Source organism: Paenibacillus durus ATCC 35681, assembly GCF_000993825.1.
GTDB lineage: Bacteria > Bacillota > Bacilli > Paenibacillales > Paenibacillaceae > Paenibacillus_AQ > Paenibacillus_AQ durus_B.
Genome location: NZ_CP011114.1, coordinates 2,522,775 through 2,536,377, shown reverse-complemented (window position 1 = coordinate 2,536,377; position 13,603 = coordinate 2,522,775). Strand labels below are relative to the sequence as shown.

At 52.6% G+C, this 13,603-nt stretch carries 10 protein-coding genes; all 10 read left to right on the top strand.

Translation table 11 applies throughout. The annotated features are described in order from the left end of the window. The first annotated feature begins 51 nt into the window (after positions 1–51). The 10 genes from VK70_RS11585 (at position 52) to VK70_RS11540 (ending at position 13,591) form a co-directional block, all read left to right on the top strand. The gene (locus VK70_RS11585; RefSeq protein WP_052756001.1) at positions 52–3,285 is read left to right on the top strand and encodes a non-ribosomal peptide synthetase; all 3,234 of its coding nucleotides are present in this window, start codon (positions 52–54) and stop codon (positions 3,283–3,285) included. Positions 3,286–3,314: 29 nt separating this feature from the next. Continuing rightward, on the top strand, positions 3,315–4,214 hold the full coding sequence (locus VK70_RS11580) for a thioesterase domain-containing protein (RefSeq protein WP_046723305.1): 900 nt from the start codon (positions 3,315–3,317) through the stop codon (positions 4,212–4,214). Between the two features lie 68 nt (positions 4,215–4,282). Then, positions 4,283–5,044, top strand: a complete 762-nt coding sequence (locus tag VK70_RS11575) for an acyl-CoA dehydratase activase (protein WP_036643163.1) — start codon at positions 4,283–4,285, stop codon at positions 5,042–5,044. Positions 5,045–5,071: 27 nt separating this feature from the next. Continuing rightward, positions 5,072–6,457, top strand: coding sequence for an MATE family efflux transporter (locus VK70_RS11570; RefSeq protein ID WP_025700450.1), 1,386 nt, complete (start codon positions 5,072–5,074; stop codon positions 6,455–6,457). A gap of 35 nt (positions 6,458–6,492) precedes the next feature. Next, positions 6,493–7,602, top strand: a complete 1,110-nt coding sequence (locus tag VK70_RS11565; RefSeq protein WP_025700448.1) for a 2-hydroxyacyl-CoA dehydratase subunit D — start codon at positions 6,493–6,495, stop codon at positions 7,600–7,602. A gap of 12 nt (positions 7,603–7,614) precedes the next feature. Further along, entirely contained in the window at positions 7,615–8,841 is a 1,227-nt protein-coding gene (locus VK70_RS11560) for a 2-hydroxyacyl-CoA dehydratase family protein (protein ID WP_025700446.1), read from the top strand. Positions 8,842–9,148: 307 nt separating this feature from the next. Continuing rightward, positions 9,149–9,922, top strand: coding sequence for an NUDIX domain-containing protein (locus VK70_RS11555; RefSeq protein WP_025700444.1), 774 nt, complete (start codon positions 9,149–9,151; stop codon positions 9,920–9,922). A 60-nt stretch (positions 9,923–9,982) separates the two neighbouring features. Beyond that, positions 9,983–10,534, top strand: a complete 552-nt coding sequence (locus VK70_RS11550; protein WP_025700443.1) for a cysteine hydrolase family protein — start codon at positions 9,983–9,985, stop codon at positions 10,532–10,534. Positions 10,535–10,620: 86 nt separating this feature from the next. Then, complete coding sequence (locus tag VK70_RS11545; RefSeq protein WP_025700442.1) at positions 10,621–12,072, top strand: nicotinate phosphoribosyltransferase; 1,452 nt, start codon at positions 10,621–10,623, stop codon at positions 12,070–12,072. A gap of 508 nt (positions 12,073–12,580) precedes the next feature. Continuing rightward, entirely contained in the window at positions 12,581–13,591 is a 1,011-nt protein-coding gene (locus VK70_RS11540) for a 2-oxoacid:acceptor oxidoreductase family protein (protein WP_025700440.1), read from the top strand. Positions 13,592–13,603 lie beyond the last annotated feature (12 nt).

Below are 13,603 nucleotides of genomic sequence, written 5' to 3'. Positions count from 1 at the left end.
GAGGCGCTCGGCAAGCTCTTCACCTTATTCAAATAACGGGGAGTGAAATCATTGACAACTTCGATAAGGAGATATCCGGCGATTGAGCACAGGGAAGAACGGCGGGATTACCCGCTGTCCTATCAGCAGGAACGCGTTCTGTATCTGGACCAGTTGGCGCCGGGTGGTGCCCTGTGGAACTTGATTTCAGCCAAGCGGCTGACGGGCAGGCTGAACGCGGAAGCGATGCGGGGGGCCGTGGAGGAACTGGCCGGACGCCATGCCGCGCTTCGGACGACAATTGAACTGGCCCAGCCCCCCGTCCAATCGTTCGGCCCCTTCTCGCCGGAGCAGTTCAGGCTGGTCGACCTGTCCCAAGGGGACCCAGGCAGCCGGGAGCAGGCTTTGGCGGAATGGTTCTCCAAGGAATGCCGGGAGCCGATCGCTATCCGGGAAGGCGACCCGCTCTTTCAGGCGATTCTGGTGCAGTACGGAGCGGATGAGGCCCTCCTGGTCCTGAAGCTGCATCATATCGTCTCCGATGCGACGACGTTCCAGCTTCTGTGGCGGGACCTGAAGACGCTGTATAACCGCCGGATCGGCGCGGAGGCGGGTGAGCTGCCCCAGCCTGGCATCGCCTATGGCGACTATGCGCTGTGGCAAAAGGAGACGTTCGGGGAAGAGGCGACAGTGGAGCAGGAAGCGTACTGGCTTGAGCAGTTCAAGGGCGAACTGCCCGTGCTGGACCTGCCGGCCGACTTTCCGCCGCCGCCGGGAATCAGCTTTCGGGGCGGGCTCGAGAAGCTGGAGCTGTCAGACGAATTGATCGGCCGTCTGAAGTTCCAGTGCCTGAACAAGCGGGTCATCTTGTTCTCGGCGCTGCTGTCGGCTTATTATGTGCTGCTGCACAAATGCAGCCGCCAGGACGATGTGGTCGTCGGGACGGTGTTCGCCGGCCGGCATTACAGCCAGGAGCTGAGCCGGGCGGCAGGCTTCTTCGTGAACACGGTGGCGATCCGGGCCGAGGTCGACGGGGAATTGGCCTGGGAGGACCTGATGAAGACCGTACACGCAAAAGTGGACGAGGCGTATTATATGCAGGATTATCCGTTCGAGCGACTGGTGCGCAAGCTGAACCCGGACCGGCAGCACAGCCGGAATCCGCTCTTCCGGGTGATGTTCAACATGGTAACGGAAGCGAAAGAAGAAGGCGGATTTGCGGACCTGAAGGAGACGTGGCTGGAAGCGGAAAGCGACGCGACGCAGGCGGACCTGCTGTTTGATATCCGGCAGCGGGAAGGAGAGACGGCGGTATGGGCGGAGTACAACAGCGACCTGTTCCGGCCGGAGACGGTGCGCCGGCTGCTGAAGATGTACGGCCATCTGCTGGAGGATATTGCGGATAGACCGGATGCGCGGGTGAAGGAGCTGCGGCTGACGGACGCGGCCGAGCGGGAGAAGCTGGTTAAGGAATTCAACGATACCCGCGCCGCCTATCCGTCGGATAAATGCATCCATGAGCTGTTCGAGGAACAGGCAAGCCGCACCCCGGACGCGATCGCGCTAAGTGGAGCAGGCACAGCTTGGACCTACGCCGAACTGAATGCGAGGTCCAACCGGCTGGCCCGGGTGCTGCAAGACCGGGGAATCGGCCCCGAGTCCGTCGTAGCCATTCTCGCGGGGCGTTCTCCCCAAATGATACTCGGCATACTTGCCATTCTGAAGGCAGGCGGCGCTTATTTGCCCATCGACCCTTCTTATCCGCCGGAGCGTATCGAATTTATGCTGCGGGACAGCGGAGCGGCGCTTGTGCTTGTCCAGGCAGGAATACCGGGACAAGGTAATGCTTGGATAGAAGCTGGGTATGCGGGTGTTGAAGTTGTCAAAGTCGAAGTGCAGCAGGATGGAGCGGCTCTAGGCGGTGCGTCCGATAACGCTAACCTGGTGAACACCAGCGAGCCAAGCACTCTGGCGTACATCATGTACACCTCCGGTTCAACCGGACATCCGAAGGGGGTGATGGTGGAACATCGAAATGTCGTCCGGCTGGTGAAGAACGGGGGCTATATAGAGCTTCATGCAGGGATGAGAATCCTGCTGACCGGCTCGCCATCGTTTGATGCGACCACTTTCGAAATATGGGGCGCCTTATTGAATGGTCTAACGCTGTATGTAGCGGAGGAAGATGTTTTGCTGAGAGCCGATAAGCTGGGGGCTTTTATCGCGGAGTATCAAATTGATCTGCTGTGGCTGACGACTCCCTTATTCCACCAGTTGTCGGAACAAAAGCCGGATCTGTTCACGCCCCTGACTGCCCTACTGGTAGGCGGTGATGTACTGCCGGCGAAGCCTGCGGAGCGGGTTCGGGAAGCCTGTCCGGGATTAACTCTGCTTAATATGTACGGGCCTACGGAAAATACAACGTTTACTACCTTCCACAGGGTCGGCGAGGAGACGGGAAGCCGGGTTCCGATCGGCAAACCGATTGCGAACACGACGGTATACATTATGGATGGTTACGGGAATCTGCTGCCGCCGGGCGTTGCGGGCGAGCTGTGCATAGGCGGCGACGGTCTGGCCCGCGGATATATGAACCGGCCCGATCTGAATGCGGAGAAATTTAGATCCGCTTCGTTTCTTCCGAACGAACGTTTATACCGATCGGGAGACCTGGCAAGATGGCTGCCGGATGGGAGCATTGAGTTCTTAGGCAGGATCGACCAGCAGGTGAAAATACGCGGCTACCGGATCGAGCCTGGGGAAATCGAGCGGGTATTGATCAGCCATCCCGATATCCGGGAAGCGGTGGTCGTTGTCAATGAGACGCGAGAAGGCGAGAAACGTATCGTCGCTTACCTTGTTTTGCAAGAGGAGGGAAAAGGCAGCGCCCAGACGTGGCGTACTTTTCTGGAGGGGCATTTGCCGTCTTACATGATTCCCTCCTTGTTCATTCCGCTTGACTCCCTGGTCTTGAAGGCAAACGGCAAGGTTGACTTGGCGGCGCTGCCCGATCCGGAAGAAGTTCCGGTGTTGCTTCACGCGGAGAAGCAAGCGCCCCGGTCGGATACGGAACGGAAAATGGCGGAGCTGATTAAAAAAATGTTCCATCGTGAAGAAGTGGATATGAACGATGATCTATATCTTCTAGGCGGAAACTCTCTGCTGTTCATCAATGTGGCGCTGGAAGTCGAAAAATTGTTTCATGTCGAGCTTTCCATTATGGATGTTATGGAATCCGCTACGGTGGGCGAGCTTTCAGCGAAGGTGGAGCAGCTGCTGGGAGACGATCTGCTCTTGAACAGGTAACCGAGTTTGATACAAGGAGGGAATGCTGCATGAACGCGCCCACTAACGGCAGCGTGTACTCCTCCTGGCCTTACCCGGCCAGAGCCCGGCCGATTTTGCTCGGACGGGGAGTGAGTCCCAAGAGAACGTTGTTTCTCATCCATGACGGAACCGGAGGAATCGAAGGCTATTTCAAGCTGTGCGCCCGAATTCGGTCCGACTTCTCCGTATACGGAATCCTGTGCAATGAATTTAACGATGGTGTTCCTCAGACATTGTCTATTCCGCAATTGTCCAGGGATTATATTGGCAGGATAGCGGAAATACAGCCATCGGGGCCCTACTATTTAGCCGGCTGGTCAATAGGAGGAACTATTACGTTTGAGATGGCGAGCCAGCTGGAGGCAGGCGGTCACGAAGTCGCCTTTTGCGGGCTGTTTGATCCGCCTCCGCCGGGATATTACCCGGCCGAATCGCTGGGTAGCGTTACCTTGCAAGCAGAGCTGGAATGGCTGTCGAAGTATGCCGTGTCCCAGGAGGACAAGAACCGGCTGGCGCAGTGCCGCAGCCTGGACGAATTATGGCGCACATTCGTAGGTCGGGAAGAGGAAGGCGGCATCGACTCCGGCCTCTTTCGGCGGACGGTAGCGGATCAGTGGCAGGTTCCGATGCTGATTGCTTCCAAAGCCCCGTTTCGCGAATGGTTATGCTCCTTCAATACGATTCGGAGTCTGCATGCGGCCAGAACGGAGTATGAGCCTGACCGTTATCTGGCGTCACCTGTTCATCTGTTCGCCGCCACCGGCTCGCCGATTCCGGAGCTTCCGGAATGGGGCCGTTATTGCAAGACGCTAAAGATGTATCCTTTACAGGGGGACCATTATTCAATCTTTGATCATGAGCATGTGGAATCTTCAGCCGTTCAGTTAAACGCTGCGCTGCCAGAGTAATGCCGGACAGTCCGCGCGGGCGAATGGACGAAAGAGCAAAATAATATGAAGCAAAGGGGATGTCTTCCATGATATCAGTGGGAATCGATATCGGATCGCTGTCCACGAAGTCGGCGATTCTAAAAGACAAGCAGGATGTCATAGCCTATGATGTCGTTTATACAGGGGGTAACAACAGAGCCTCCGCAGAAATCACTTACCGCAATGTGCTCGAAAAGGCGGGATTGTCGGAGCAAGACGTCGACGTCGTAGTGACGACAGGATATGGACGGGAAAATGTGCCTTTTTCCAATAAGAACGCTTCGGAAATTATCTGCCATGCCAAAGGCATGCATTTTCTGAATCCCGAAATCCGGACCATACTCGATATCGGCGGACAGGATAGCAAAGCCATTCAGATCGACGAAAACGGCGGTGTCGTCAATTTCATGATGAATGACAAATGCGCGGCCGGCTGCGGAAGATTTCTCGATATTATCGCCCGGGCGCTGAGTGTCAAGCTGGAGGACCTGGGCGAACTTTCCCGCGAAGCGGAGACTTCGGCGCGAATCAGCAGCATGTGTACGGTATTTGCGGAGACGGAAGTGGTCTCTCTTGTCGCGGTCGGAACACCGGCTCCCAATATCATTCGGGGCGTGCATGATTCTATCGCCACAAGAGCCGTCGCTTTGCTCAAATCCGTCGGTATCCAGGGGCCGCTGGGGATGAGCGGAGGCGTTGCCAAAAATGTCGGCGTGATCAGCGCGCTTGAAGAGATTCTGAAACAACCGGTAAACGTGACCAGTTATCCGCAGGTTACGGGCGCGATCGGGGCCGCTTTTATCGCCTGATTTGGCAAGCAAATGGAGGAGTAAACTTTGAAATCTTTAGCACCTGATATCACGTATCGTTCGATTATCGGCATTACTTATCCGATCATCCTGTCGATGTTCTCCATGAACATTATGGTGTTTGTCGACCGGGCTTTTGTGGCGAGGTATGATCTGGTCGAGTTTGCGGCCACGCTTCCCGCAGGAAACACCGCAACGGCTATCGCCAATTTGTTCATCGGAATGATCGCCTTTGTCTCTACGCTCATTTCCCAGTATTACGGAGCGGGTAAGTACGAACGATGCGCATCCTCCATGTGGCAAGGGGTTTATCTGAGTATCCTATTTTCGGCCGTGCTGCTGCTGCTCTCGCCGTGGACTTCGTTATTGTTCGACATGATGGGACATACAGGCGAGCTGCTTGTCTATGAAAAAAGATTCTTTCAGCTGATCCTTCTGTCAAGCTGCGTGCAATTGTTCTCAACCTCCGTCTCAGGACTGTTTCGGGGAGTAGGCGACACCAAAATTATTATGATTGCGGCAATCGCCGGTAACCTGTGTAATATTGCACTCGATTGGCTGCTGATTTTCGGCAATCTCGGTTTTCCCGAAATGGGCGGCGTCAACGGAGCGGGTACAGCTACAATCGTGAGCTGCCTGTTCACCTTCATTATTTATCTGGCTATGCTATTTCTGCCTAAATACAAGGACAGCTTCGGCAGTCTCCGGAATTTCAGGCCGGATAAGGAAGCTATTTTGAAAGTGATCCGTTTTGGTTTTCCCGCAGGAATTCAGGCTTTTGTTCAGACAGGCTATTATAGCTTGCTGCTGATTATTATCGGAGGGATTGGCGAAGTGTCCCTGGCTGCCGCCAACATTGTTTTTACCATTGAAGGTCTGTCCATCTTTCCCGTATTGGGGCTTGGCACAGCCGTTGGCATTATCGCGGCTCAGGAGAGAGGGGGCGGGCGGGCGGAGCGGATTCCAACTGTGGTAAGGAAAGGAATCATGCTGAGCCTGGTCTTCAGCGCCTTGATTATTGCTTTGTTCAACGTGCTGCCCGTCGCCCTTATCTCGATCTTCCAGGATCACGATAACCGGGGGATGTTCGAGCAAATCAAGCAGGCGGCCCTTCCGCTCGTCCGGATCACATCCGTATGGATTGCGTTCGATACGATGGTCATTCTCCTTACCAATGTGCTGAAGTCGATCGGCGACACCTTTTTCATTATGGTGGTTTATTTGACGCTGCCGGCAATTTTTTACCTTGTTTTCCCTTACTGGATTTGTGTTGTCCATGGCCGCCCGATAATTTGGATATGGTGGGATTTGCTGATCTATACATTCTTGATGCTGGGTCTCGTCACTGTCCGGTTCAGGAACGGCAGATGGAAGAGGATTCACGTTATCCATTCGCAAGCTGCGGATGCATAGCTGAACTGCCAATATTGCGAAACAGGAGGAGCGATATGATAGAGCAAGCGGAAATCTTTGCTTTGATGAACCGGAACCGAACCGAATTCGTTAAATCATCTGGCAGACCTGCCATTGGCTGGCTGTCGATCTATACGCCCGAAGAAATTTTGGATGCGGCGGGTCTGGTTCCTTTCCGCATTACAGGAGAGTTTGCGCAGAACACTTCGGAAGCCGGCTCGATGCTTTGCAGCAATTTTTGCTCGTACTTGCTTCATTCCCTTAGCGAGGGCATTGAAGGGATTTACGATTTTGCCGACGGAATTGTCATTGTCGATGAATGCGATTGGCGCAAAAGACTGTACGAGGCATGGAAAAAACAATTAAATCCGCCGTTCACCTATTTTTTGGAGCTTCCAAAGGTGATTACGCCGGAATCCAAAGCCTATTTCAGACTCCAGCTTAAGAAGTGGGTTGCGGCGTTGGAATCGCATTATCAGATCCAGATTACGGACGAAGCGCTGCGCCGTTCCATTTCGCTTCACAACGAAACGCGGACACTGCTCCAGCGGTTGTACAAGCTTAGACAGTCGGAGAGTAGTCCGGTGACGGGCATGGAGGCGCTGCAAATCATGAAGGCCGCAACCGCAGGCCGCAAGGAAGAATTTAACCGGGAACTGGCAAGATTTCTGGATGATCTAGAAGCGCGCAATGAACCGCAGACGAAGCCGCATCGCGTCTTAGTGTGCGGCAGCTATTTTGACCAGCCCGAATTGGTGGAAATCATCGAACGGACCGGAGCGCAGATTGTCTGCGAAGATACGAGCTTCGGCATCAAATATGCGGAGGGCCGCATTGAGGAGAACGAAGACCCTCTTACGGCAATCGCCGATTACTATCTGGAAAAAGCGACCTGCGCGAGAATGTACGACTCGGATATCCGCCTGAACCATTTGCTGGACCTTATCAAGACTTACAAGGCCGATTCCGTGATCTATTTCACATTGAAATTTTGTGATATTTACCTGATGGACTATCCCTACGTGATGAGCCGTCTGCAGCAGCAGGGTATTTCCGTCTTGTTTATTGAAGGCGAGCAGCAAATGTCCAATATTCAAAGCATTAAGACGCGGGTTCAGACCTTTCTTGAAACCCGGATGTTCTGAAAGGAGACGCCGATGAATCTATTTGAAGTTGCGGACAGCGACCGCAAGTCGCAGTACCGAAATATGTCGGAGGTGCTGGAGGCCTGCCGTATCCAGGATTTGTCCAGCAGCACGAACTTGAAGGCAAGCCGGATTCGGTCGCTGCTTAATGCTTACCGTCTCACCAAAGCTTATGAGCCGGATTCGAAGGTTGCCTATGTTGTCGAGCAGTTTCCGAACGAGTTGGTGTACGCGCTGGGGATGATTCCGTGGAATATCGAATCGATGGCTATTCTTTTAGCCCAGCATGGGTGTGCGGATTCGTTCATCAATCTGACGCAGCAGAATAACGTTTCCCGGGATATTTGTTCCTTTCTGCGCGGATCGTTGGGCGTTATTATGGCTAACTGCTATCCGAATCCGGATATCGTGCTTGCCAATGACCAGCCTTGTGATTGCTTGAGCAAACTGGCCAATATCACCAGCAAAAATTACCGCAGTCCGTTCTTGTCCATTTCAACGCCGACGGAATTGAACGAAGATACGCTGGATTATCTTGCCGGGCAGCAGAGAAGGCTGATGAAGGACATGGCGGCGGCGCTGAATATGGAGTTTAACGAAGCGGATCTTGACCGAACGGTTCAGCATTCCAACGAAGCCAGAGAGTACTTTTGCCAGACGGCGGAATTATTACGGGACTACCGGCTGCCGGGTGTTTCAAGAGAGCTGCTGGAGATCTTCGGGATGAACGCTTTCGGAATGCAGGAAAATGTGCAATTATGCAAGACGTTGTACCAGGAAGCGTCGGATATGAGCAAAAAGCCGGAGAACAAAAGAAGCGGGAAGCGGGTGCTGTGGGCGGGACAAGCCCCGGACGGTTCACATGAAATCATGCAGTATGTGGAGAAAGAGGTTGAGGTCATTTTTTGGGCTCCGCTCTGGAACAGCAATATGATGAAATTGAACCCGGACGATCCTTACCGCAGCATTGCCCAAAGGGCCATCGAATATCATTGGCATATGGAGAGGTTTGAGGTCAATTTGGCCGAGGTATGCGACTCTTATGGGATTGACGGCATCGTCATTTCCAATGCGTGGGGCTGCCGGAATATGCTGGCGCTAAGCCCGATGATGCGGGAAGTATGCGGGGAAAAGAAGATCAAATACTTAACCATTAATGTGGATTTTATGGACCGGAACAACTATGCATTCAATCATGTGAAGAACAGAATTGACGCTTTCCTGGAGATCCTGGAGTAGTCTCACCCTTAACGAGCCCAGCGATATTACGCAAGCCATTGTTCTTTGTACTCAGAGAGCAATGGCTTTTTATATTTCCTCGTGCTTCCGGAGAGAAACCTTAACGGTATTTTGAGAGCTTTTCTCTCTTTTTTTCGCTTACTTTGGCCATTAGCAGTTCCAAACCATCCGGCTGCAAAAGCCATCTAAGGCGCCATTGGAATGGAATATGTAACTTTATGATACAAGGCTGTTGATTTTCGAAGTTTAGGTTTGGTAACATCTAAGGATACGATCAACTAAATTAGCTGCGGCAAAGGATGGATTTATGGTGAGCCAGAACGGGGAACAACGCTACAACGCCAAAAAATACCGCACTCCGGATGGTGTTCCGGCCGATATCGTCATGTTTACCTTAACGAAACGCGAGCGAAAGACCGTCACCAAGACGCTTCCGATCCGTGAACTGAGAGTCATGCTGATTAAGCGGAAGAAGTGGCCTTGCGAGGGAATGTGGGCGCTTCCGGGCGGATTTTGCCAGGAGGACGAGTCGATATATGATGCGGCTAAGCGGGAATTAAAAGAAGAGACGGGGGTCGATGGCGGCCACCTGGAATACTTGGGGGTGTACAGTACGCCGGGACGGGACCCGCGCGGGTGGATTATCAGCCATGCTTTCTTTGCGCTGGTTGAGGAATGGATGCTTGAGCAAAGACGGGCTTCGGATGATGCGGGAGAGGTTGGCCTGTTTACGCTGCAGGAGGCGCTGGAAGAGCTGGAGCTGGCTTTTGACCATCATGCCATCATTTCGGAAGCTTACCTGCGCATTCAGCAGCAGATGCTGCAGACCACGATTGCGAAGCAGTTCCTGCCGCGTCATTTTACGCTAAGCGAGCTGTATCAGGTCATTCAGACCGTGGTGCCGGAATTCAAGGAGCCGAACTTTATCCGTAAAATTACTTCCACACGGAGCCGCCAGGGCATTTTGCAGGAAGTGCGGGACGAGGACGGCAATCCGCTGAGCTCCAACCAATATTCCCAGCGTCCGGCGCAGCTGTATATGTTTACCGATCATCAGCCGCTGCTGTCCATTTATACGTAAGCTTGAGCTTGGTTTGGCCTTGGGGAGAAGCTGAGATGAATCAGGAGGAGGCATGCTTGCATGAGAGCGCTGATCGTAATCGATTATACGAAGGATTTTGTCGACGGCAGCCTGCCGGTGGGACAGACGGGGATCGATATCGAGGAAAGGATCTGCCGTTTGACGGAGGAATTTGCAGAGAACGGCGATTTTGTGGTGATGGCTGTGGACTTGCATGAGCAGGATGATGCCTATCACCCGGAGAGCAGGCTGTTTCCGCCCCATAATCTTCGGGGAAGCGAAGGAAGGGAGCTGTACGGAAGGCTGAAGGATGTATATGAAGTCCGCCGGGATGACATCTACTGGATGGACAAGACCCGCTACAGCGCTTTTTGCGGCACGAACCTGGAACAGAAGCTTCGCGAGCGGGGGATTACAGAGCTGCACCTGATTGGCGTATGTACGGATATATGCGTATTACATACAGCGGTAGATGCTTATAATAAAGGCTTTTCGATTGTTGTACATCAGGATGCCGTAGCCAGCTTCAATCCGGAGGGACAATCCTGGGCGCTGGGGCATTTTGCCGGAAGTCTGGGCGCCAAAGTGGTCAAAGACGCAAAGTCATTATAACAATATATCTTGATGAGATGAGGAGCGGCGAACAGCCGCTTTTCCCGCCTATACATGAAAGTGCGGTAACGACAGGAGATGACGAGTTGAACAGAGAGCTTGCTTTGCATACGGATAAATATCAGATCAATATGATGTACGCCCATTGGGTGAACGGCACCCATAAGCGCCGCGCTGTGTTTGAAGCTTATTTCCGCAAGCTGCCTTTCGGCAACGGTTTTGCCGTATTTGCCGGCCTTGAACGGATCGTTGGTTATGTCAGAAACCTCCGGTTTTCAGAGGAAGATATCCGCTATCTGTCTGAGCAGGAAGAGAATTATGCGCCGGCCTTTCTGGAAGATCTCCTGCAGTTCCATTTCCAAGGCACGATCCATTCCATGAAGGAAGGCGCTTTGGTGTTTCCGGAAGAGCCTCTGATCAGGGTGGAGGGCACGATTATGGAAGCCCAGCTTGTGGAGACGGCCATTCTGAATTTCATGAATTTCCAGACGCTGATCGCAACGAAGGCGGCACGGATCAAGCAGGTGGCTGGGGACGATATTTTGCTTGAGTTCGGCACAAGGAGAGCTCAGGAGGCCGATGCGGCGATCTGGGGCACCCGGGCGGCGTTTATCAGCGGCTTTGACGCGACGTCCAATATGCTGGCAAGCCGGATGTTCGGCATTCCTGCCAAGGGAACTCACGCGCACTCCTGGGTACAGAGCTTCGGAAGCGAGCAGGAAGCCTTCGATACGTACGCTAAGGTACTGCCTGATGGAGTCACGCTGCTTGTCGATACGTTCGATACACTGCGCAGCGGCGTGCCGAATGCGATTGCGACAGCCAAGAAGCTGGAAGCCGCAGGCAAGCGCATGAATGCGATCCGGCTGGACAGCGGAGATTTGGCCTATCTGTCTATTCAGGCGCGGAAGATGCTGGATGAAGCGGGACTTCAGTACGTCAAAATCGTCGCAAGCAACGATCTGGATGAGAACACGATCTCCAATCTGAAGCTGCAGGGAGCGGCCATTGACACTTGGGGTGTCGGCACACAGTTGATTACCGCATCCGACCAGCCTTCTCTCGGGGGCGTGTACAAGCTGGTGGAGATTGAATCTAAGGAAGGGGAGATGGTGCCGACCATTAAGATATCCTCCAACCCTGAGAAGGTGTCCACGCCCGGTAAAAAGGATGTATACCGCATTATCGGAACGAGCGGAAGGGCTTTGGCTGATTATATCTGTTTTCCAGGCGAGGATGCCCTGCAAAGCGGCCGCCCGCTGAAGCTGTTCAATCCGCTGCATCCCTATTTGCAGAAGAAAGTTGACCGCTATGAGGCGCTGCCGATGCTGGAGCCGATCTTTGTGAACGGCTTTCAAGTATACACTCTTCCGGGGCTGGACGAGATTCGCCGCTACCATAAGGAGCAGCTGAGCTTGTTCTGGCCGGAATACTTGCGCAAATTAAACCCGGAGGTGTACCGGGTCAACCTGAGCGAGAGGGTTTGGAACCGGAAGCAGGAGCTAATTAAGGAACATATGCCGGCAGACCGGGAATAAGGCAGCAAAATTCGGCTTTAAATATTTGATATTTTTGTGAAAATCATTTTGCATTACATTCATTTTCGAAGACTACAGAAAAACGGTGAGAATTGGACTTTCTTCGATGGCTTTTGCCGCCTCGGGGAGAGTTTTTTTTGTGAAATCCAGGAATTTTTCATGTCACTATTTTTTTCTTTCATATAATGTGATTTTGGTCATTATGTATGTGATGAATTTAACATAAAATTTTAGGTTATTTTGCTAGATTAAAGGTAACAAATGTCACAGGTAACCGAAAGACACTTTTTGTACACATTTAACGATTTCTATGGAAGCTTTCTTCCTCTTTCTGTTACGCAACCCTGTCGCATATAAGAGAATCAATCGTGATGTATAAATTTTTGTGATTCTCTTAAGTCATTTTGTGCAAGATTTATCACTTCGCTTGATGTAGAATCAGGGTACAATTTTGAAAAAGTCAATGAGAATGTTATTCTAGCTGACACAGAGGAAAGGGGTTATGTCGGTGGTACAATTACCGAAAGTGAACGAACTTGGGTTTTTCGAGATCCGTCTCGAATCCATAGGAGGTCTCGGCGCGAACCTTGCTGGTAAAATGCTGGCTGAAGCAGGGGTAGTAGGCGCGAATTTGAATGGCGTCAGCTTCTCGTCTTATGGTTCGGAGAAGAAAGGTTCGCCGGTTAAAGCGCATATCCGTTTCTGCGATTTGAATACGCCGATCCGCGATACATCGCCGGTTGAACGGCCGCATGTCGTTGCCGTGTTCCACGAAGCCATGGGCAAGATTGTTAATGTGACAAGCGGCATTACCGCAGAAAGCACAGTGCTGATCAACTCAGCGAAATCTCCTGAAGAGCTGAAGGAAATTCTTGGTGTAACTGCGGGCACAATCGCTGTTGTCGATGCGACCATTATCGCGCTGGAAGAGAAGAACCGCGTGAACATGGCGATGCTGGGCGGTCTGTTCCGTCTCTGTCCGTTCCTTGATCCTAATACAATGAAGAACGTTATCGAGAAGTCGCTCGGCAAGAAATATCCTCAAGCGGTTCAGTCGGCCATCACGACTTTCGACCGTGGCTACAATGAAGTGAAGTTCCAAACGTTTGAACTGCCGGAAGGCGAGAGCATGCCGGAGTTTGTACGGTCCGACATTTCGCCGCTCGGATATGAAACCCAGCCGATTGGCGGCACCATCATCAATCCGGGAACAAGCTTCCTGAAAGATCTCAGCATTTCCCGTTCCGGGCTTGTGCCGGTATATGACAACGAGTCCTGCATCAACTGCGCGGAGTGCGACACGGTTTGTCCGGATATGTGCTTCGTTTGGGAAGAAAAGGTCAATAAAAAAGGCAAATCGATGATGTTCCTGAAAGGGATCGATTATCAATACTGTAAAGGCTGTCTCAAATGCGTAGAAGCCTGCCCGACCTCCGCACTCTCCCGTTCGCGTGAGAAGGAAGGCTTCGCGGAAGCCAATACGGTCCGGCACACTTTTGATCTTGTAAACCAGATCTAAATCCCGAGAGAA

What these genes read in the sequence shown, in the direction of transcription:
- VK70_RS11580 (WP_046723305.1), top strand. Translation starts at nt 3,315, where the DNA reads ATGAACGCGCCCACTAACGGCAGCGTGTACTCCTCCTGGCCTTACCCG.
- VK70_RS11575 (WP_036643163.1), top strand. Translation starts at nt 4,283, where the DNA reads ATGATATCAGTGGGAATCGATATCGGATCGCTGTCCACGAAGTCGGCG.
- VK70_RS11565 (WP_025700448.1), top strand. Translation starts at nt 6,493, where the DNA reads ATGATAGAGCAAGCGGAAATCTTTGCTTTGATGAACCGGAACCGAACC.
- VK70_RS11560 (WP_025700446.1), top strand. Translation starts at nt 7,615, where the DNA reads ATGAATCTATTTGAAGTTGCGGACAGCGACCGCAAGTCGCAGTACCGA.
- VK70_RS11555 (WP_025700444.1), top strand. Translation starts at nt 9,149, where the DNA reads ATGGTGAGCCAGAACGGGGAACAACGCTACAACGCCAAAAAATACCGC.
- VK70_RS11550 (WP_025700443.1), top strand. Translation starts at nt 9,983, where the DNA reads ATGAGAGCGCTGATCGTAATCGATTATACGAAGGATTTTGTCGACGGC.